This window comes from Rhodanobacter sp. TND4EL1 (genome assembly GCF_054061035.1).
The window spans coordinates 321,547-340,525 of the sequence record NZ_JBSSDT010000002.1; the positions used below are offsets into that span (position 1 = coordinate 321,547).

Sequence of the window (18,979 nt, forward strand, 5' to 3'; positions counted from 1 at the left end):
GCTGGCAGCCGGCAAGGCAGGGCGCAGCGCGGCTCAGTCATCCGCGCGCAGCAGCGCCGCCACGCGTTCACGCAAAACCGGCAGCAGTTCGGCCTCGAACCACAGGTTGTGCATCACCCAGGGACGGTTGCGCGGGCTGGGGTGCGGCAACGGCAGGACGCCGCGGGCGAGATGGATGCGCCAGTCGCGCACCGTCTGGGTGAGGTTGGCACCACGCAAGGCTCCGAGCATCCCCGCTTGTGCGTATTGACCGATCGCGAGTGTCAATTGCACCTGGCTGAGCAGCGGAAGCAGTCGTGGATGCCAGGTGGGCGCGCATTCCGGTCGCGGCGGCAGGTCACCGCTCTTGCCACTGCCGGGGAAACAGAAGCCCATGGGCACGATGGCGACCCGGCTGGGGTCGTAGAAGACGCTTTTGTCGATACCCAGCCATTCGCGCAGACGCTCGCCGCTGACATCATCGAACGGGATGCCGCTCTCGTGCACCTTCCGCCCCGGCGCCTGGCTGACGATCAGCAGGCGCGAAGTCGCTGATGCTTGCAGCACCGGGCGTGGTCCAAGCGGCAGGTACGCCTCGCAGATCCGGCATGCGCGGATCTGCGTCAGCAGCGTCTCCACCTTGCGAGCGTCAGGCGTACTGCTCGTACTCTTGCGATGCACCTTTCCCGAGGTCCTGTCCCCGGTCGTCACGGCAACAACTTCCCGGGATTGAGGATGCCATCCGGGTCAAACGCCGCCTTGACGTTGCGCATCAGCTGCAAGGTGGACGCCTCCAGCGCCAGCGGCATGAACTCACGCTTGACCATGCCGATGCCGTGCTCGCCCGACAACGTGCCTTCCAGCGAGATCACCAGCGCAAACAGCTCGGCCAGACAGGCATGCGCACGCGTACGCTCGGCGGCATCGCGCGGCAGCAGGTTCACGTGCAGGTTGCCATTGCCGGCGTGGCCGAAACTGACAATCAGCACCTCGTGTTTTGCCGACAACCGCTTGATGCCGTCCACCAGGGCGGGCAGATGGCTGACCGGCACCACCACGTCCTCATTGATCTTGTTTGGCGAAATCGTGCGCTGCGCCGGCGACAATGCCTTGCGCGCGGACCACAGCGCCCGGGTTTCCTCGGCGGAACCGGCGAGGCGCAACTCCTCCAGCCCGTCGCCGCGCGCGGCCGCCGAAACCGCCTCGACTGCGGAGGGCAGCGTCGCCGGCTCGCCATCCACCTCGACCATCAGCATCGCGCCCGCCAACGGTACGCCGTCGCCGCCATAATCGCGTGCCAGTTTCAGCGCCACATCGTCGATGAACTCCAGCGCACACGGCGTCACCGGCTGCGCCATGATCCGCGCCACCGCCCGCGCCGCCGCGCCGACATCGCGATAAGTGGCCCGCAGTGTGCGCACCGCCGACGGCTTCGGCGTGAGCTTCAGCGTCGCCTCGGTGATCAGCGCCAGCGTGCCTTCCGAGCCGATCAGCAACCGGGTCAGGTCGTAGCCAGTCGCACCTTTGCTGGTATAGGTGCCGCAGCGAAAGCCCTCGCCGTTGCCGGCCACCGCGCGCAGTCCCAGCGTGTTCTCGCGCGGACTGCCGTATTTCACCGTACGCGGCCCGGCCGAGTTGCAGGCCAGGTTGCCACCGATGCTGCACCAGGGCGCCGAGCTTGGGTCCGGTGGCCAGAAAAAGCCGTGAGGCGCCAGCGCCTGCTGCAAGTCGCCGTTCAACACACCCGGCTCGACCACCGCGAGGCGGTTGTCCGGATCAATCCGCAAAATGCGGTTCATCCGCTCGAAACTCACCACCACGCCGCCATCCACCGGTACCGTGGCGCCGGTGGTGTTGGTGCCGCGACCACGCGCGATCACGGGTAACTGGTGTGCGCGACAGGCCTGTACCAAGGCCTCGACCTGCACATGCTCGGTGGGAAACGCCACGGCGTCCGGCAGCGCCTGTTGACGCGAGTTGTCGTACGAGTACGCGATGCGCTCCGCCTCGCTCAGGGCGAGCGCGTCATGGGCAAGCATTTCGCGCAAGCGCGCGAGCAGTTCAGCGGTCAGGGGCATGGTGCAAGCCTAATTCACTCGGGGCAGAAGCGTTGAGCAACTCAACCTACCTCGAACGCCCCTTTGAGCCACGCCTGCCGAATGGCGCCGGGTGGTCCGTCGTAACCGACCACGTCGAAGCGGCAGGCGGCGCGTGCATGTTGGGGGTGCGCGGCCAGCCAGTGCTGTGCCGCGAGAATCAGCTTGCCCTGCTTGGCCGGCGTCACCGAAGTGGCGGCATCGCCGTGGCTGGCGCTCTTGCGATAGCGCACCTCGACGAATACCACGGTGTGGCCGTCCCGCATCACCATGTCCAGCTCACCGTGACGCGTGGTGTAGTTGCGCGCGAGCAAGGTGAGCCCGGCGCGTTCGAGTTCAGCGCAGGCGCGTTGCTCGAAATCGTCACCGGCGGCGCGCATCAGGGTGTCGCGGGCTGCACGGTTCCGCTGGCTGGCGGGCTTGTCGGTGGCGGCGCCAGGTTCGCCGGCGGCGCGGACGACGGCATGTCGTCCATCTGCAGGCTGCCACCCAGCGGGTGCGCAAGGCCGTCCTGGAAACGCGCCCAGATCAGCACGCGGCGTACCCGGCCGAACTGGTCGGAGGCAAGCTGGCCACTGGCGCCGGGCAGATAGCTGCCGGGATGGGCGCGCAGCCATTCGATATAGGGCACGAGGTTCCACGCATCCATGCCGAACGCGAACAGCCGCGCCGCTCCGCCGCGGGCGGCAGGCAGGCGTGCGGCGATGTCGTCATGGTTGGGCAGGCCCGGTTGCGCATCGAACAGCCACGGAGCGTCGGAGAATTCCACGCCGTCCAGATCGCGGTTCGCGGCGGGATCGTCGCTGCCCTCATAGACATGCGAGGTCGCAAACACCGGCAGGTTGACCTGCGCGATATGCAGTTGCGGCACCAGGATGCGCGCCTGCTGGGGGCGCATGCTGATGAAGATGCCGCTGTTTCCAGCGGCGGAACCTTCCGCCGGCGTGCTGCTGGCGGCGAGGGGTGCCGTCGGCGCGGCACCGGTGGGCATTTTCAGGCCGGTGATGACATCGGCATAGCTGGTGACGCCCGGCGGCAAGGTCACCGTACCCAGCAACTCGCCTCCGCGGGCGGCGAACTCCGCCTTGAACGCGCTGGCCGCGCGCTGTGCGAAGTCATCGACGGAGACCAGCGCGTAGGCGCGGTGGATTCCGCGCTCGACCATGTGGTCCGCGGCCTGCGCGCCCTCGGTTTCCGGCAACAGGCCGAACTCGCTGGTCTCGCCGGCAGGCAGTTGCTTGTCATCGGGGTGATTCAGCGCCAGCAGCGGCACCGGCAAGCTGCCTTGGCCGAAAACGGCCGCCACTTCGGTGCGCGTGAGTGGCCCGACCACCAGTTGCGCCCCATCGCTGACCGCCTTCTTGTAACCCGCGACGGCACCATCGGCGGTGCCATGGCTGTTGTAGACGCGAACGATGGGTCGGGGCGCATGGTTGCGGCCGGCGTCGAGGTAGGCCGCAAAAAAACCTTCGCGAACCGGCGTGCCGGCGGCGGCGTAGTCGCCGTCATTGGGCAGCAGCAACGCAATTTTGGCCGGTACCTTGTAGCCCTCCCGAACGCTGGCGTCTGCGCCGGGCAGCAAAGTGCCCACCGGCTGCTGCAACTCCGGCGTCGCTTGAGCCACGGTGACTCCAAGCTGGCTCAGCGCCTCGTTCACCCACGGCAGCATGCGATCGCCGCGCTGCAAGCCGGCCGCGCGCTGTTTGAGGGAGTCGACGCCGACCTGGTTGAGGAGGGCGAGGATCTGCCGACGATTCTGGCTGTGATCGAAACCGCTGAGTTGTCCGTCCAACTGGACGCGGGTGCGCGCAGCGCCCCAGCGGTCGCCAGTGGCGGCCATCGCACGGGCGCGCCATTCCAGCAGGCGCGGCTGCAAGGCGTCCGGAACGAAGACATTCGGTTGTGTAGTCAGGCGCAGCGCCGTGGCCGGGTCGTGCTGACTCAGCGCCAGTTCTGCCTGCAACAGGTCCAGCCGTACCGGTTCATCGCCGGTCAGATTCTGCCGCTTGATGCTTGCGAGCACCGGCGCGGCGCGTTCGAGCTGACCTTCTTCACGCCACGCCTCGGCAGCATGCAGTCGATAGCTGTCGGCATGTCCGCGCGATTGCGAGGCCAGCGCCAGCCACGCCTGCGCGGCCTGTTCGAACTGGCCTTGCGTCGTCAGCGCGGCGGCACTTTGTGCGGCGTCAAGCTCGGCTTGCGAGCGCGGGGCATTGGCCGGCACGCAACCGGCCAGCAGCAACGAAATCAACAGTGCGGGCGCGGCGGCACGCGCGAGGCGCATGAAGCGCATGGGAAATCCCTTGGTCGTCATGGTCGTCAATGCGCGATCATAGCGGATTGGATTGTCGCCCCGCGGTGTAGGAGTTCCCGAATGTCATCAGTTCAATCAGGTTGCCTGTGGGTGGTGGCCACCCCGATCGGTCATCGCGACGACCTTTCTGCCCGCGCGATCGCGACCTTGCGCGACGTGGCGGTCATTGCGGCGGAGGACACCCGACACAGCCGGCCCTTGCTGATTCACCACAATATAGATACGCCGTTGATCGCCCTGCATGAGCACAACGAGCGTGACGCGGTCGATGCGATCGTGCGCCGGATGCAAGGTGGGGATGCGGTCGCGTTGATCTCCGACGCCGGTACGCCGCTGATCAGTGATCCGGGATTCCGGCTGGTCCGCGCGGCGCGTGCGGCCGGCATCCGCTGCATCCCGGTGCCGGGTGCGTGTGCTGCGATTGCCGCGTTGTCTGTGGCAGGCCTGCCCAGCGACCGCTTCGTGTTCGAGGGCTTCCTGCCTGCGAAGGCGGCGGCGCGACGCAGCCGCCTGCAGGAGCTTGCCGGTGATGCGCGCACCCTCATCTTCTATGAATCCTCGCACCGGGTCGCTGAAAGCCTGGCCGACATGCGTGACGTGTTCGGCGCGGAGCGCGAGGCCGTGCTGGCGCGCGAACTGACCAAGATGTTCGAGACCGTGTTGGGCAAGCCGCTGGGGGAGCTGGCCGCCCAGGTCGCCGGTGATGCCGATCAGCAGCGTGGTGAACACGTGATCCTCGTTACCGGTCGCGGCGAGGAAGTGGATGCGAGGCTCGCCGAAGGGCAGCGCGTCTTTGCCATCCTGCGTGACGAGCTGCCTCCGGCGAAAGCCGCCAAGCTCGCGGCAGCGATCAGCGGGGCGCCACGGAAGCTCCTTTACGAAGGGTAGGAACGCACGCTGTGCGCGAGCTCCAAGGTGACGTGACGAAAAGCATCGCGCACAGGGTGCGCTCCTACTAGACTTGCAGGTGGAGTCGGCCGGACAGTCGCGTCGCACGCAAGTGCATCGAGGAAAGTCCGGGCTCCACAGGGCAGAGTGCCAGGTAACTCCTGGGCAGCGTGAGCTGACGGCCAGTGCAACAGAGAGCAGACCGCCGAACGGCATCTTCGGATGTGCGTGGTAAGGGTGAAAGGGTGCGGTAAGAGCGCACCGCGTACGGGGTCAACGTCGTACGGCACGGTAAACCCCACTCGGAGCAAGACCAAATAGGGGAACGATAACGCGGCCCGCGTTGTTCCCGGGTAGGTTGCTGGAGCCAGGCGGCGACGCCTGGCCGAGAGGAATGACTGTCGCGTCGCAAGGCGTACAGAACCCGGCTTACAGGCCGACTCCACCTCTTTGCACGTCCATGGCACCTCGACTCGTCGGTCGAGGCGCCATGGACGCGCTTCATCTGAACGGAAATTCATCCCGCTACGCCGAAGTGGCGTGATTTCGCATGGATTTCACGTCTTTTCGCCCGATTTCGGTGGGAAGTTGGTCGGCGGAATTTGCAAAAAATTCCCTGCTTTCAAACACCTTGCCGGTGTTCCTGAGAATATGCTGCATGTACGGTCAGGATTTTGCCTTTACTCCTTGATTCACAAGCGAAATTACCTTGACAGTCTCATGGTGCGAGATTATCGTGGGTTCCAGTGTGAAATCGTGGGTTTTCGTGGAGTCTACTGATCGTGTTTCAAGGCGAAACCGCCATCACCATCGACGACAAGGGTCGCCTGACCATTCCGACAGCGTATCGGGAGCAGGTGGCGGGCGAGTGCGCCAATCGTCTGGTGATCACCTACAACCCCTTCGAAGCGGGCTGCTTGTGGCTGTTTCCACATGAGGAGTGGGAAAAGGTGCGCGATCAGGTCAACGCATTGCCCAAGGTCAAGGCCGCTCATCGCGACATGCAGATGAAGCTGGTCGGTGCCGCGGCGGTGGTCGAGCCGGATGGCGCGGCACGCGTCCTGCTGCCGGCCAGCCAGCGTGCCACGACCGGCATCGAGAAAAAGGCGGTGCTGCTGGGCATGGGCAACAAGTTCGAGCTGTGGAGCGAACAGGCTCACCTGGCCAAGATCCGCCAGAGCATCGGCGAAGACGACATCACAAACGAAATGGCCGAACTGCGCCTGTAACGGGCGCGGCGACACACGTGGGACGGGAGCGGGAGTGCGGCATGGCCGAGCAAGTTTTGCGGCACATCCCGGTGATGCTGGGTGAAGCAGTGGAGGGTCTCGCCGTGCATGCGGGCGGGCGTTATCTCGATGGAACCTTTGGTCGCGGCGGTCACGCTCGCGCCGTTCTGTCGCGCCTGGGCGCCGACGGTCGCCTGCTGTTGATGGATCGGGATCCCACTGCCATCTCCACCGCGCAAGCCGAATTTGCCGACGACGCCCGGGTGTCGATCCGCCACGCGAATTTCTCCAGCCTGGCCGAGTGGGACGAAACCGCCGCCGGCCTCGACGGCGTGCTGCTCGACCTGGGTGTGTCTTCGCCGCAGCTGGACGAAGCCGCGCGCGGTTTCAGCTTCATGGCCGACGCGCCGCTGGACATGCGCATGGACACCACCCAGGGCGAGAGCGCCGCGGATTTTCTGGCCCAGGCCAGTGAGCGCGAGATTGCCGACGTATTGTGGAACTACGGCGAAGAGCGGCACAGCCGCCGCATCGCCCGCGCCATCGTGACCGATCGGGACACCACCCCGTTCACCCGCACAGGCCAGCTGGCTGCGCTGATCGAGCGCCTGGTGGGTCGGCGCGAGCCGGGCAAGCATCCGGCCACGCGCAGCTTTCAGGCACTGCGCATTCGCGTGAACGGCGAACTGGATGCCTTGCAGGAGGGGCTGACGGCGGCGCTGGAAAGGCTGAAGCCGGGTGGCCGCCTGTCGGTGATCAGTTTCCATTCGCTGGAAGATCGCGCGGTGAAGCTGTTCATTCGCGACCATTCCGGTCGTGTGCAAAACAGCCGTCGCGGACCGCCGGTGCAGGCTGCGCCGGCTCGGCTGGCCGCCGTCGGCAAGGCGCAATTTCCGTCCGACGCCGAGCTGGCGGCAAACCCGCGTTCGCGTTCGGCGGTGTTGCGTGTGGCGGAGAAGCTGGGATGAAGGCCATCGGCGCCATCTGCCTGCTGATGCTGCTGGCCGCCGTGCTGACGAGTGCACTTGGCGTGGTGTGGACGCGCCACGAGAGTCGCGTGCTGTTCGTCAACCTCACCGCGCTGCAGAACCAGCGCGACGAATTGAATATCGAATACGGCAAGCTCGAACTTGAGCAGGCCACCTATGCCGAGCCACGTCGCATCGACGACGAGGCACGACAGAAACTGGGCATGGTCGATCCGCGCCCGCAAGACATCCGGTTGCTGCGATGAGCTGGCGCAAGCACGCCAAGCCGTCCCAGCCCGGTCGCCGCCGCAGCGCCGGCCCCAGTGCGCGCCGGCGCATGGTGGTGGTGGTCAGTCTGCTCGGTCTCGTTTCGGCCGCGCTGGTCGCGCGCGCGTTTGACCTGCAGGTGGTGCGCAAACAGTTCTACCAGCGCCAGGGTGACGCGCGTTTCCTGCGCGAAGTGCCGATCCCGGTCTCCCGCGGCACCATTTTCGACCGCAATGGCGAGCCGCTGGCAGTGTCCACGCCGATGATGTCGATCTGGGCGAACCCGTCCGAGGTGCTCGACAACGACGATCGCATTCCTGCGCTGGCGCAGGCGCTGGGTGTGGACGCGGATGGTCTGAAGGCCCAGTTGGCGCAACGCTCCGACCGCGAGTTCGTCTACCTGCGCCGTCAGATGTCGCCGGCTGCCGCGCAGGCGGTGCTCGATCTGGGCATTCCCGGCATCAACGGCCAGCGCGAGTTCAAGCGTTACTACCCGTCCGGCGAAGTCACCGCACACGTGCTCGGCTTCACCAATATCGACGATCGTGGCCAGGAAGGCCTCGAGCTGGCCTATGACGAATGGCTGGCCGGCAAACCGGGTGCCAAGCGCGTCATTCGCGATCGCATGGGACATGTCGTCGAGGACCTGGAGCAGGTGCGTGCGCCAAAGCCGGGCCAGAACCTGACGTTGAGCATCGACCGGCGCATCCAGTTCCTCGCCTACAACGAGTTGAAAAACACGGTCGAAAAATCTGAGGCCGATTCCGGCTCGATGGTGGTGCTCGACATCAAGACCGGCGAAGTACTGGCGATGGCCAACCTGCCGACCTACAACCCGAATGCGCTTGCCGGCAGCAAACCCAGCCAGCGTCGCAACCGGGCAATGACCGACGTGCTCGAACCGGGTTCGACGATCAAGCCGATCCTGATGGCCGCCGCGCTTTCCAGTGGCAAATACACCCCCACCAGCCCGCTCATCGATACCACCGGTGGGCATTGGTACTTTCAGGGTCATGACATTCATGACACCCACAACTACGGGGTGCTTACGCCGACGGGCGTGATCACCAAGTCCAGCAACGTGGGCGCCGCGCATATCGCGATGCAGCTCGACACGTCGCTGATGTACGACACCTACCGCGCGTTCGGCTTCGGCAACAGCACCGAAAGCGGCTTCCCTGGCGAGGCCTCCGGTTACCTGCGCATCGGGCGTGACTGGCGCCCGCTGGAAAAGGCGATCCTGGGTTACGGCTACGGACTGAATGTGACCGTGCTGCAGCTGGCCAATGCCTACGCCACGATCGCCGATGGAGGCGTGATGCACACGCCGACCTTCATCAAGGACAACAGCAACACGGCCAAGCAGATCATCACACCCGAGGTGTCGCGCGAGCTGTTGCAGATGATGGAGACGGTGACCGGTCCGGGCAGCACCGGCACCACCGCGCGCATTGCGAACTACAGCGTGGCCGGCAAGACCGGCACCGCGCACAAGGCGAACGCCGGCGGTTACGCCAAGAGCAACTACACGGCGGCCTTCGCCGGCATCGTGCCGGCCTCGAACCCGCGCCTGGCCGCGGTGGTGGTGATCGACAATCCGCACAAGGGCAGCTACTACGGCGGCACTGTTTCCGGCCCGGTCTTCGCCAAGGTGATGGAAGGTGCACTGCGTCTGCTCGACGTGCCACCGGACAACATCGGTCGCTGGTACGTCGGCGGGCCGCTGCAGAACGTGGACGGACTGGTCGGCAGCAAGCCGCCGGTGGACGCGCCGATTGATGACGCTCCGGTCGACGGAGACTCGCCATGAGTACCCGGCATCTGGACCAGCTGTTGCTGGGCATCGCTGACGCGCAGCTCGCGGGCACGCCCGAAGCGGCGCGTTTGATGGTGAACGGATTGACGCTGGATTCGCGGCGCGCGCAACGTGGTGACGCATTCTTCGCGCTGCACGGCACCCAGACCCATGGCATCCACTTCGCCGCTGGCGCGGTGCAGCGCGGCGCCCGTGTGGTGCTGGCCGAGGCGCCGGTCGTCGAGGCCGTCGCCGCGCTCGATGTCCCCGTAATCTGGATCGACGACCTGCATGCGCAGGTGGGCGAGATCGCCGCACGCTTCTATGAGCGTCCCAGCGAAGCGCTGCGCATGCTCGGCGTCACCGGCACCAATGGCAAGACTTCTTGCGTGCAACTGCTGGCGCAGGCGCTGACCCTGCTCGGCCATCGCGCCGCTTCGATCGGCACCCTGGGTGCCGGCGTGCAGGGCCAGTTGCACGAGGGCGAGCGCACCACGCCGGACGCGATCAGTGTGCAGGCGCAACTGGCAGCATTTCGCGATGATCGGGTCAGTCACGTGGCGATGGAAGTCTCTTCCCATGCGCTGGTCCAGGGGCGTGTGGCGGCGGTGGATTTCGAAGTCGCCGTCTTCACCAATCTCACCCGTGACCACCTCGACTACCACGGCAGCATGGAAGCCTACGGCGCGGCCAAGGCCACCTTGTTTGCCTGGCCGGGGCTGGCCAGCGCGGTGATCAACGTCGATGACGCGTTTGGCCAGAAGCTGGCCGCGCAGGTCCCCGATGGCGTCCAGTTGCTGCGCTTCAGCATGGCCGGCGCCGAGGACGCGGACATCGTTGCCAGCGACATCGTCACTTCGGCCGAAGGGCTGGCCTTCAACTTGCGCACCCCGTGGGGCGTCCGCGCGGTTCGCAGCCAGCTGATCGGCCGCTTCAACGTGGCCAACCTGCTGGCGGTGGTGGCCAGCCTTGGTGCGCTGGGCGAGCCGTTCGCGCGCCTGGTCGAGGTGATCGCGAAGTTGCAACCAGTGAACGGCCGAATGAGCCGGCTCGGTGGCACACAGGGCCAGCCGCTGGTGGTGGTTGATTACGCACACACGCCGGACGCCCTGCAGCAGGCATTGAGCGCGGCGCGGGCGCATTGCGCCGGCAAGCTGATCTGCGTGTTCGGTTGCGGTGGCGAGCGCGATGCCGGTAAACGTCCGTTGATGGGCGAAGTGGCGGCAACGCTGGCCGACGTGGCCATCGTCACCGACGACAATCCGCGCGGCGAAGACGGTGATGCGATCGTGGCGCAGATCGTCGCCGGCATGGCGGCTGCTCCGGCGATGACGGTCGAGCGCGACCGCGCGCTGGCGATCGCTGATGCGTTGCAGTTGGCACGTGCCGGCGATGTGGTGCTGATCGCGGGCAAGGGTCACGAAACCTATCAGGATGGTGCGACCGGCAAGCATCCGTTTGACGATCTGCAGGTGGCGGGCGCCGCGTTGGCGCAGCTGGGCCGGGAGCGTCGCGCATGATGGCGCTGAGCACCATCGCCGTGTGGACCGGGGGCCGCCTGCTGGCCGGCGATGCCAAGGTCACCGGCGTGGCCATCGACACGCGCAAGCTGAAGCCGGGCGACCTGTTCGTGGCGATCAAGGGTGAGCGCGCCGACGGGCATGACTATCTGGCTGAGGCGATCGAGTGCGGCGCGGTGGCCGCGATGGTCACGCGCCGGGTCGACAGCGAGTTGCCGCAGGTGCTGGTCAACGATGCCGAGTTGGCCTTGGGTGACCTGGCCAGCGCGGTGCGTGCGCAACGTGACGTGCGCGTGGTCGGCATCACCGGTTCCAACGGCAAGACCACGGTGAAGACCCTGGTTGCGGCGATTCTTTCGCGGCATGGGCGCACCCACGTCAGCAGCGGCAACTACAACAACGAACTGGGTCTGCCGCTGAGCCTGCTGGCGATGCCGGCGGACACCGAGTACGCCGTGTTCGAGATGGGCGCGGGCAAGCCGGGCGACATTGCGTACCTGGCTGCCATCGCACGGCCTGATATCGGCCTCGTCACGCTCATCGCGCCGGCGCATCTTGAGCGCATGGGCAGCATCGAAGGCGTGGCCGAGACCAAGGGAGCGTTGTATCAGGCGCTGCCGGTGGACGGCATTGCCATCATCAATGCCGATGATGCTTTCGCCAGTTTCTTCGGCGGCCTGGCCGCCACGCGCCAGGTGTTGCGCTTCGGGCTCGATCATCCGGCCGACATCGGTGCCGACATCGTCGAGCAGCGGGTGGACGGTTCGCGGTTCGTGCTGAGCACGCCGCAAGGCGACGCCGAAGTGAACCTGCCGCTGCCCGGTCGTCACAACATCGGCAATGCGCTGGCTGCGTCCGCGGTGGCGCTGGCGCTCCATGTGCCGCTGGACACCATCGTCGCCGGACTCGAGCAGGCCGCCGGCGTGTCAGGCCGCTTGCGCCGCGAAGTGGCTGCCGGCGGCTGGACCGTGATCGATGACAGCTACAACGCGAACCCCAGTTCCATGGCGGCGGCGATTGATACCTTGCTGCTTGCCGATGGCGAGCGCTGGCTGGTGCTGGGCGACATGGCGGAGCTCGGTGCGGACGCGCGTGCGCTGCATGCGGGCATCGGCGCACTCGCGCGTGAGCGCGGCGTCGAGCGGCTGTTCGCGGTGGGCCCGCTGGGTGCGGCCACCGTGGCTGCATTCGGCGTCGGCGCCGAGCATTTCAACGACAAGCCGGCCCTGATCGCCGCGCTGCAGGAGCATCTCCACCGGGGAGTCACCTGTCTGGTCAAGGGTTCACGCTCCGCCGGCATGGAGCAGGTGGTGGCGGCCCTGACGGGTGAGCCGGACAGGAACAACGGGGGGGCATTCCATGCTGCTTGAGCTGGCGGACTGGATGGCACGGCATTTCACCGCGCTGCATCTGTTTCAGTACATCACGTTCCGCACGATCATGGCGGCGCTCACTGCGCTGGCCATGTCGCTGTTGTGTGGTCCGTGGCTGATCAATCGGCTGGCCGCGCTGAAGGCGGGCCAGGTCGTGCGCAGCGACGGTCCGCAGACGCATCTGGTCAAGGCCGGCACGCCGACCATGGGCGGGGTGATGATTCTGCTGTCGGTCACCGTGGCCACCTTGCTCTGGGCCGATCTGCACAACCGTTACGTCTGGGTGGTGCTGGCCGTGCTGCTGAGTTTCGGCGCGATCGGCTTCTACGACGACTATCGCAAGCTGGTCTTGAAGGACAGCCGCGGCCTGGCCAGTCGCTGGAAGTATTTCTGGCAGTCCGTGTTCGGTCTGGGCGCAGCGCTGTTCCTCTACCACACCGCGCCACAGGTCGCCGCCGGCGTACCGGTGGCGGAGACGGCGCTTTATCTGCCGCTGTTCAAGCATGTGGTGGTGCCGCTCGGGCTGTTCTTCGTGGTGATCACCTACTTCATGATCGTGGGTTTCTCCAACGCGGTGAACCTTACCGACGGCCTGGACGGCCTGGCGATCATGCCGACCGTGCTGGTCTCCGGTGCGCTGGGCGTTTTCGCCTATCTGGCGGGCAACAAGCTGTTTTCCGAATACCTGGGCATCCCCTCGATCCCCGGCGCCGGCGAACTGGCGATCTTCACCGGCGCGTTGTCGGGGGCGGGCCTGGGCTTTCTGTGGTTCAACACCTACCCGGCGCAAGTGTTCATGGGCGACGTCGGCGCACTGGCGATGGGCGCAGCGCTGGGTTGCGTCGCGGTGATCGTGCGTCAGGAAATCGTGCTGCTGGTGATGGGCGGCGTGTTCGTCATGGAAACCGCCTCGGTGATGATCCAGGTGGCGAGCTTCAAACTCACCGGCAAGCGCGTTTTCCGCATGGCGCCCATTCACCACCATTTCGAATTGAAGGGCTGGCCGGAACCCCGCGTGATCGTGCGGTTCTGGATCATCAGCGTGGTGCTGGTGCTGATCGGCCTTGCCACGTTGAAGGTGCGCTGATGGCGATCTTCGACGCCGCCATCCAAGCCAAACGCCGCAGCGGACCGCGCGGCAGCTTCGACCTGTGGTTGCTGGTCGCGCTGATCGGTCTGGCCAGCGTGGGCGTGGTGATGGTGACGTCGAGCTCGATTTCGGTGGCTGACAGCCAGCACATTGGCGCGTTCTACTTTCTCAAGAAGCACCTGTTGTTCCTTAGCGTCGGGCTGGTTGCGGCGGGCGTGGCCATGCGCACCGAGCTGAAGCTGCTCGAAAAATACGCGTTCCCGCTGCTGGCGCTGGCCTTCCTGATGTTGCTGGCCGTGTTCGTGCCGCACTTCGGCATGCGCATCAATGGTGCCCGACGCTGGCTCAACCTGCTGGTCACCACCTTCCAGCCGGTCGAGGCGGTGAAGCTGATCCTGGTGGTGTATGTGGCCAGTTATCTGGTGCGTCACCGCGACAGCGTGGAAACGAAGTTCCTCGGCCTGTTCAAGCCGGTGATGGTGGCCGGCATGATCGTGCTGCTGCTGCTGGCGCAGCCGGACTTCGGTTCGGCGACGCTGGTGATCGCGGTGACCATCGCGATGGTCTGGCTCGGTGGCGCGCGACCGATCTTCCTGTTCCTGATGGGCTTGCCGCTGATGCCGCTGCTGTACATCGCGGCCACCGGCGAAAGCTACCGCATGAAGCGGCTGACCTCGTTCATGGATCCGTGGAAGGATCCGTTCAACGACGGCTTCCAGCTGACCCAGTCGCTGATGGCGATCGGTCGCGGCGAATGGACCGGTGTGGGGCTGGGTTCCAGCGTGCTGAAGCTGTCCTACCTGCCCGAGGCGCATACCGACTTCATCTTCGCCGTGATTGGCGAGGAGCTTGGCCTGGCCGGGGTGATTCTGGTGATGAGCCTGTTTGGCCTGGCGGTGGGTCGCGGCCTGTACCTGGGCCTGAAGGGCGTCGAGGTCGGTCAGCGTTTTGCCGGCTACGTCGCCTTCGGCATTTCACTGATGCTGGCGATGCAGGCGTTCGTCTCGGTCGGCGTCAATCTGGGTGCCTTGCCGACCAAGGGCCTGACCCTGCCGCTGATCAGCTATGGCGGTTCGTCGATGGCGTTGACCTGTGCGATGGCCGGCGTGCTGCTGCGTGCCACCTTCGAAATCAATCGCGCGCTGGACGCGCGCCAGATGGCTACCCGGATGCCGGCGGCCGTTGCGGCGAACGATGCGAACGCTGCGGCGAAGCCGCGCGAGGCGGTGGTCGCATGAGCATCCAGCGTCCGGTCTTGATCATGGCCGGTGGCACCGGTGGCCACATCTTTCCGGGGCTGGCCGTGGCCGACTGCCTGCGCGCACAAGGCGTGCCGGTGGTCTGGCTGGGAGCGGTCGGCGGCATGGAAACCCGGGTGGTGCCCGCGCAGCGGATCGAATTGCACACCGTGGCGGTCGGTGGTCTGCGCGGCAAGGGCTGGAAGACTCGTCTGCTGGCGCCGCTGATGGTGCTGCGCGCGTTGTTCGCCTCGATCAACGTGCTGCGCCAGGTGAATCCGCGCAGCGTGCTGTCGATGGGTGGCTACGTCGCCGGTCCCGGTGGTCTCGCGGCCTGGTTGCTGCGCCGGCCGTTGCTGGTGCATGAGCAAAATCGCGTGGCCGGTTTCACCAACCGCAAGCTGGCCCGACTGGCGAAACGCGTGCTGGCCGGCTTCGCCGACGCGCTGCCGCAGGCCGAGTGGGTCGGCAACCCGGTGCGCGACGCGATCGCGGCGTTGCCGCCGCCGGCCTCGCGCATGGCTGGCCGCGAGGGTCGACCGCGCCTGCTGGTGCTTGGCGGCAGCCTCGGCGCACGCGCGTTGAACCTCGCCTTGCCGCACGCGCTGGCCCTGCTGACGCCGGCGCAGCGGCCCGACGTGCTGCACCAGTGCGGCAGCCGCGGCCTGGATGAAGCCCGCGCTGCCTATACGCAGGCCGGCGTGGAGGCCGAGGTGGTGCCGTTCATCGACGACATGGCCGCGACCTACGGTTGGGCCGACCTGGCAGTCTGCCGCGCCGGCGCGTTGACCCTGGCCGAATTGGCCGCTGCGGGACTTGGCGCGGTGCTGGTGCCGTTCCCGCACGCGGTGGATGACCACCAGACGCGCAATGGCGAAGTCTTGATGGCGGCGGGAGCTGCCGAACTGATGCAGGAGAGTGAGCTGAACGTACAGATTCTGGCGCAGCGACTGGAAGCGCTGCTGGGTGATCGCCACCGCCTGCTGGCGATGGCCGAGGCCGCGCGCACGCTGGCCAAGCCCGATGCGGCACAGGTGATTGCGCAAGCTTGCCTGGAGGTCGCCGCATGACGCCGCGTCGTTTGCACGCCCATGAAGACCCGATGAGCACCTTCCGCCGCGTGCATTTCATCGGCATCGGCGGTGTCGGCATGAGCGGCATCGCCGAGGTGCTGCACAATCTCGGTTATGCCGTATCCGGTTCGGACCGCGCGAACTCGCCCACGGCGCAGCGGCTGAAGCAGTTGGGCATCACCGTGCATATCGGTCATGCGGTGGAGAACGTCGGCGACGCCGACGTGGTGGTGACGTCCAGCGCGATCAAGCAGGACAATCCGGAGCTGCTCACCGCCCGCGAGGCCCGTATCCCGGTGATCCCCCGCGCGGAAATGCTGGGTGAGCTGATGCGCTTCCGCCGTGGCGTGGCGATCGCCGGTACCCACGGCAAGACCACCACCACCAGCCTTACTGCCAGCGTGCTGGCCGAAGCGGGCTACGATCCGACCTTCGTGATCGGCGGCCAGCTCAACGCAGCCGGCGCCAACGCGCGCCTGGGCACCGGTCAGTACCTGGTCGCCGAGGCGGATGAATCGGATGGCTCGTTCCTGCTGCTGTCGCCGGTCATCGCGGCGGTCACCAATATCGACGCCGATCATCTGGAGAACTACCACGGCGATTTCGCCGAGGTGAAGAAGGCGTTCGCCGACTTTCTGCACCGGCTGCCGTTCTATGGACTGGCCGTGCTGTGCGTGGATGACCCGGAAGTGGCCGAGCTGGCCAGGAACACCACGCGGCGAGTGATGACCTACGGGATCGATACCGTGGATGCGGACGTGCGCGCGCTGAACGTGCGCCAGCATGGTTTCGAAATGCATTTCGACCTGCAACTGCCAGGGCGCGATGAACTGCTGCCGGTGAAGCTCAACCTGCCCGGCCAGCACAACGTGCTGAACGCGCTGGCGGCAGCGGCGATCGGCTGGCAGCTTGGTGTCGAGGCGAGCGCACTGGCGCGCGCGCTGGAAAACTTCGAAGGCGTCGGCCGCCGCTTCCATCGGCGTGGCGAACTCGCGTTGGACCAAGGCAGCGTGTTGCTGGTCGACGACTATGGCCATCACCCGCGCGAACTCGCGGCCGTGTTCGCGGCCGCCCGCGGCGGCTGGCCGGAGCGTCGGCTGGTGGTCGGTTTCCAGCCGCATCGCTACAGCCGCACGCGCGATCTGCTGGACGATTTTGCCAACGTGCTGGCCGAGGCCGATGTGCTGGTGCTGACTGATGTCTACCCGGCGGGCGAAGCGCCGATCGCGGGCGCCGACGGCCGGGCGCTGGCCCGCGCCGTGCGCGCGCGCGGCAAGGTCGATCCGGTGCTGGTTGAGCATCCGCGTGATCTGAAGGACGCCTTGCCGGCGCTGCTGCGCGATGGCGATCTGTTGATGCTGCTCGGCGCCGGTGACATCGGTGCGGCGGCCGTCGAGCTGGCCCAGCTTGGCAACCTGAGGACAAGCAAGTGAGCAGCCACGACACGATCAGCCGCATCATTGACCCCGCCCAGTTCGGCCGCGTTGCGGTGGTGATGGGCGGCAGTTCGGCCGAGCGCGCAGTGTCGCTGGACTCCGGCCGCAACGTGCTGGCTGCGCTGCAGGCGCGCGGGATCGACGCGCAGGCGATCGACGGCATTCCGGCGCTGCTCGATGCGCTGCGTGCCGGTCATTTCGCCCGCGTGTTCAACATCCTGCACGGCCAGCATGGCGGCGGCGAAGACGGCGTGCTGCAAGGTGCGCTGGAATCGCTCAATGTGCCGTACACCGGCTCGGGTGTGCTGGGTTCCGCGCTGTCGATGGACAAGACGCGTTCGAAGCGGGTGTGGCAGTCCCTGGGCTTGCCGACCCCGAAGTTCGTGGCCTTGCCGCGTGGTGCCGACGTGCACGCCGCCGCGCGGCAGGTCGGCTTTCCGCTGATCGTGAAGCCCGCTTGTGAAGGCTCCAGCGTCGGCATTACCCGCGTGCTCGACGAGTCGCAGCTGGAGCAGGCGGTCGCGCTGGCTGCGAAGTATCCGGGCGACCTGCTGATGGAAACCCTGATCGAGGGCGACGAGCTGACCGTCGCCATCCTCGGTCGACAGGTGCTGCCATCGATTCACATCGTGCCCAAGGGTGCGTTCTACGACTACAACGCGAAATACATCGCCGAGGACACGCTGTATCTGTGCCCCGGCCAGGAAGGCGACGCCGAAGCGGAGCTGCGTGCGCTGGCGCTGCAGGCCTTCGATGCACTGGGTTGCGCCGGCTGGGGTCGGGTCGACGTGATGCGCGACCGCGCCGGCGGCAACTGGTTGCTGGAAGTGAACACTGCGCCGGGCATGACGTCCCACTCGCTCGTGCCGAAAGCCGCCGCCGCGGCCGGCATCGACTATCAGGAACTGTGTTGGCGCGTGCTCGAGACCAGCTTCGCCCACGAGCCGGCACTCACCACCCGCGGAGGCGCCGAGTGAAAGGAGCCGTCCGCCTCGTCGCCTGGTGTCTGGCCATCGCGCTGGTCGCGCTGCCGATCGTCGGCGTGCTGCGCGGCTGGTTTGCGGCCGGCCGCTGGCCGGTGACCCAGTTGACGGTGCAGGCCGAGTTCAAGCACGTGAGCGAGAGCGACATCCGCGCCGCCGTGCGTCCCCGTCTGGGCAAGGGCTTCTTCGCGCTGGATCTGGACGCGGTGCAGAAAGCCGTGGCCGCGTTGCCGTGGGTGGAGTCGGTCGAGGCGCGCAAGCGCTGGCCGGACACGCTGCAGCTCCGCATTTACGAGCGCCAGCCGTTTGCCCGCTGGAACGACAAGCAGCTGATCAGCCGCCAGGGGCTGGTGTTCGATGCGCCCGGCATGGATCACATCGGCGACTTGCCGGAATTGCATGGTCCGGATGCGCGGCTGGCCGAAGTGGTGAGCTTCTACGCGGAAACGCGCAAGGCTTTCGCCGGCACGCATTTGCAGATCACCGGCGTATCGCTGACCGAACGTGGCAGCTGGAGCGTCGGCACCGCCAGTGGCGCGCAGATCGTGATCGGCGATCGCGAGGAGGCTGGCCGCCGCCTGCGCCGCTTCCTTGACGTCTACCCGCAACTGGTCGCCGGACGCACCGAGGGCTTCAGCTACGCCGATCTTCGTTACACCAATGGATTCGCCGTGCGCTGGCCGCAAGCGGCCGCCGCCAACGCCGGGGGCAAGCCCCGCACATGAGCATT

Annotated in this window: 17 protein-coding genes and 1 other RNA gene; 14 read left to right on the plus strand and 4 right to left on the minus strand. The window is 66.6% G+C overall.

The features are described 5' to 3' along the window. Positions 1-33: 33 nt before the first annotated feature. The 4 genes from ACVWWQ_RS08075 to ACVWWQ_RS08090 are packed head-to-tail and all read right to left on the minus strand — an operon-like array spanning position 34 to position 4,368. The gene (locus ACVWWQ_RS08075) at positions 34-660 is read right to left on the minus strand and encodes a uracil-DNA glycosylase family protein (protein ID WP_457383356.1); all 627 of its coding nucleotides are present in this window, start codon (positions 658-660) and stop codon (positions 34-36) included. Between the two features lie 26 nt (positions 661-686). Then, positions 687-2,057 carry an FAD-linked oxidase C-terminal domain-containing protein gene (locus tag ACVWWQ_RS08080; RefSeq protein ID WP_133948225.1) on the minus strand — a complete coding sequence of 457 codons (1,371 nt, stop codon included), beginning with the start codon at positions 2,055-2,057 and terminating at the stop codon, positions 687-689. A gap of 41 nt (positions 2,058-2,098) precedes the next feature. Next, on the minus strand, positions 2,099-2,455 hold the full coding sequence (locus tag ACVWWQ_RS08085; RefSeq protein WP_133948223.1) for a YraN family protein: 357 nt from the start codon (positions 2,453-2,455) through the stop codon (positions 2,099-2,101). After that, on the minus strand, positions 2,455-4,368 hold the full coding sequence (locus tag ACVWWQ_RS08090; protein ID WP_133948221.1) for a penicillin-binding protein activator: 1,914 nt from the start codon (positions 4,366-4,368) through the stop codon (positions 2,455-2,457). The genes ACVWWQ_RS08085 and ACVWWQ_RS08090 overlap by 1 nt, the downstream gene beginning before the upstream one ends. A gap of 81 nt (positions 4,369-4,449) precedes the next feature. Between ACVWWQ_RS08090 and rsmI the strand changes: the two genes are divergently transcribed. The 14 genes from rsmI to ACVWWQ_RS08160 all read left to right on the plus strand — a co-directional run bounded on the left by rsmI (position 4,450) and on the right by ACVWWQ_RS08160 (position 18,974). Then, positions 4,450-5,277: a 16S rRNA (cytidine(1402)-2'-O)-methyltransferase gene (gene rsmI / locus ACVWWQ_RS08095; RefSeq protein WP_133948219.1), complete on the plus strand. Its 828-nt coding sequence runs from the start codon at positions 4,450-4,452 to the stop codon at positions 5,275-5,277. Between the two features lie 81 nt (positions 5,278-5,358). After that, positions 5,359-5,725, plus strand: an RNA gene (gene rnpB, locus ACVWWQ_RS08100) — RNase P RNA component class A. 334 nt (positions 5,726-6,059) lie between these two features. Beyond that, positions 6,060-6,506, plus strand: coding sequence for a division/cell wall cluster transcriptional repressor MraZ (gene mraZ / locus ACVWWQ_RS08105; protein ID WP_099652695.1), 447 nt, complete (start codon positions 6,060-6,062; stop codon positions 6,504-6,506). Between the two features lie 41 nt (positions 6,507-6,547). Next, on the plus strand, positions 6,548-7,474 hold the full coding sequence (rsmH, locus tag ACVWWQ_RS08110; RefSeq protein ID WP_133948217.1) for a 16S rRNA (cytosine(1402)-N(4))-methyltransferase RsmH: 927 nt from the start codon (positions 6,548-6,550) through the stop codon (positions 7,472-7,474). A gap of 5 nt (positions 7,475-7,479) precedes the next feature. Then, positions 7,480-7,740 carry a cell division protein FtsL gene (gene ftsL / locus ACVWWQ_RS08115; protein WP_199107373.1) on the plus strand — a complete coding sequence of 87 codons (261 nt, stop codon included), beginning with the start codon at positions 7,480-7,482 and terminating at the stop codon, positions 7,738-7,740. Further along, entirely contained in the window at positions 7,737-9,551 is a 1,815-nt protein-coding gene (locus ACVWWQ_RS08120) for a peptidoglycan D,D-transpeptidase FtsI family protein (protein WP_099652692.1), read from the plus strand. Before ftsL ends, ACVWWQ_RS08120 begins: the two co-directional genes overlap by 4 nt. After that, positions 9,548-11,056 carry a UDP-N-acetylmuramoyl-L-alanyl-D-glutamate--2,6-diaminopimelate ligase gene (locus ACVWWQ_RS08125; protein WP_133948215.1) on the plus strand — a complete coding sequence of 503 codons (1,509 nt, stop codon included), beginning with the start codon at positions 9,548-9,550 and terminating at the stop codon, positions 11,054-11,056. Before ACVWWQ_RS08120 ends, ACVWWQ_RS08125 begins: the two co-directional genes overlap by 4 nt. Further along, entirely contained in the window at positions 11,053-12,426 is a 1,374-nt protein-coding gene (locus tag ACVWWQ_RS08130) for a UDP-N-acetylmuramoyl-tripeptide--D-alanyl-D-alanine ligase (protein WP_133948213.1), read from the plus strand. Before ACVWWQ_RS08125 ends, ACVWWQ_RS08130 begins: the two co-directional genes overlap by 4 nt. After that, complete coding sequence (mraY, locus tag ACVWWQ_RS08135; protein WP_099652689.1) at positions 12,416-13,516, plus strand: phospho-N-acetylmuramoyl-pentapeptide-transferase; 1,101 nt, start codon at positions 12,416-12,418, stop codon at positions 13,514-13,516. Before ACVWWQ_RS08130 ends, mraY begins: the two co-directional genes overlap by 11 nt. Next, positions 13,516-14,757 carry a putative lipid II flippase FtsW gene (ftsW, locus tag ACVWWQ_RS08140; RefSeq protein WP_133948211.1) on the plus strand — a complete coding sequence of 414 codons (1,242 nt, stop codon included), beginning with the start codon at positions 13,516-13,518 and terminating at the stop codon, positions 14,755-14,757. The genes mraY and ftsW overlap by 1 nt, the downstream gene beginning before the upstream one ends. Beyond that, the gene (gene murG / locus ACVWWQ_RS08145) at positions 14,754-15,827 is read left to right on the plus strand and encodes an undecaprenyldiphospho-muramoylpentapeptide beta-N-acetylglucosaminyltransferase (protein WP_133948209.1); all 1,074 of its coding nucleotides are present in this window, start codon (positions 14,754-14,756) and stop codon (positions 15,825-15,827) included. The genes ftsW and murG overlap by 4 nt, the downstream gene beginning before the upstream one ends. Next, the gene (gene murC, locus ACVWWQ_RS08150) at positions 15,824-17,263 is read left to right on the plus strand and encodes a UDP-N-acetylmuramate--L-alanine ligase (protein ID WP_133948207.1); all 1,440 of its coding nucleotides are present in this window, start codon (positions 15,824-15,826) and stop codon (positions 17,261-17,263) included. The genes murG and murC overlap by 4 nt, the downstream gene beginning before the upstream one ends. Beyond that, positions 17,260-18,243: a D-alanine--D-alanine ligase gene (locus ACVWWQ_RS08155; protein ID WP_457383357.1), complete on the plus strand. Its 984-nt coding sequence runs from the start codon at positions 17,260-17,262 to the stop codon at positions 18,241-18,243. Before murC ends, ACVWWQ_RS08155 begins: the two co-directional genes overlap by 4 nt. Further along, complete coding sequence (locus tag ACVWWQ_RS08160; protein ID WP_099652685.1) at positions 18,240-18,974, plus strand: cell division protein FtsQ/DivIB; 735 nt, start codon at positions 18,240-18,242, stop codon at positions 18,972-18,974. The genes ACVWWQ_RS08155 and ACVWWQ_RS08160 overlap by 4 nt, the downstream gene beginning before the upstream one ends. Positions 18,975-18,979: the final 5 nt, after the last annotated feature.

Bases quoted from the DNA above. Each gene is read 5' to 3' on its own strand.
- ACVWWQ_RS08080 (WP_133948225.1), bottom strand. From the start codon at position 2,057: ATGCCCCTGACCGCTGAACTGCTCGCGCGCTTGCGCGAAATGCTTGCC.
- ACVWWQ_RS08085 (WP_133948223.1), bottom strand. From the start codon at position 2,455: ATGCGCGCCGCCGGTGACGATTTCGAGCAACGCGCCTGCGCTGAACTC.
- ACVWWQ_RS08090 (WP_133948221.1), bottom strand. From the start codon at position 4,368: ATGCGCTTCATGCGCCTCGCGCGTGCCGCCGCGCCCGCACTGTTGATT.
- rsmI (WP_133948219.1), top strand. From the start codon at position 4,450: ATGTCATCAGTTCAATCAGGTTGCCTGTGGGTGGTGGCCACCCCGATC.
- rsmH (WP_133948217.1), top strand. From the start codon at position 6,548: ATGGCCGAGCAAGTTTTGCGGCACATCCCGGTGATGCTGGGTGAAGCA.
- ACVWWQ_RS08120 (WP_099652692.1), top strand. From the start codon at position 7,737: ATGAGCTGGCGCAAGCACGCCAAGCCGTCCCAGCCCGGTCGCCGCCGC.
- ACVWWQ_RS08125 (WP_133948215.1), top strand. From the start codon at position 9,548: ATGAGTACCCGGCATCTGGACCAGCTGTTGCTGGGCATCGCTGACGCG.
- ACVWWQ_RS08130 (WP_133948213.1), top strand. From the start codon at position 11,053: ATGATGGCGCTGAGCACCATCGCCGTGTGGACCGGGGGCCGCCTGCTG.
- mraY (WP_099652689.1), top strand. From the start codon at position 12,416: ATGCTGCTTGAGCTGGCGGACTGGATGGCACGGCATTTCACCGCGCTG.
- ftsW (WP_133948211.1), top strand. From the start codon at position 13,516: ATGGCGATCTTCGACGCCGCCATCCAAGCCAAACGCCGCAGCGGACCG.
- murG (WP_133948209.1), top strand. From the start codon at position 14,754: ATGAGCATCCAGCGTCCGGTCTTGATCATGGCCGGTGGCACCGGTGGC.
- murC (WP_133948207.1), top strand. From the start codon at position 15,824: ATGACGCCGCGTCGTTTGCACGCCCATGAAGACCCGATGAGCACCTTC.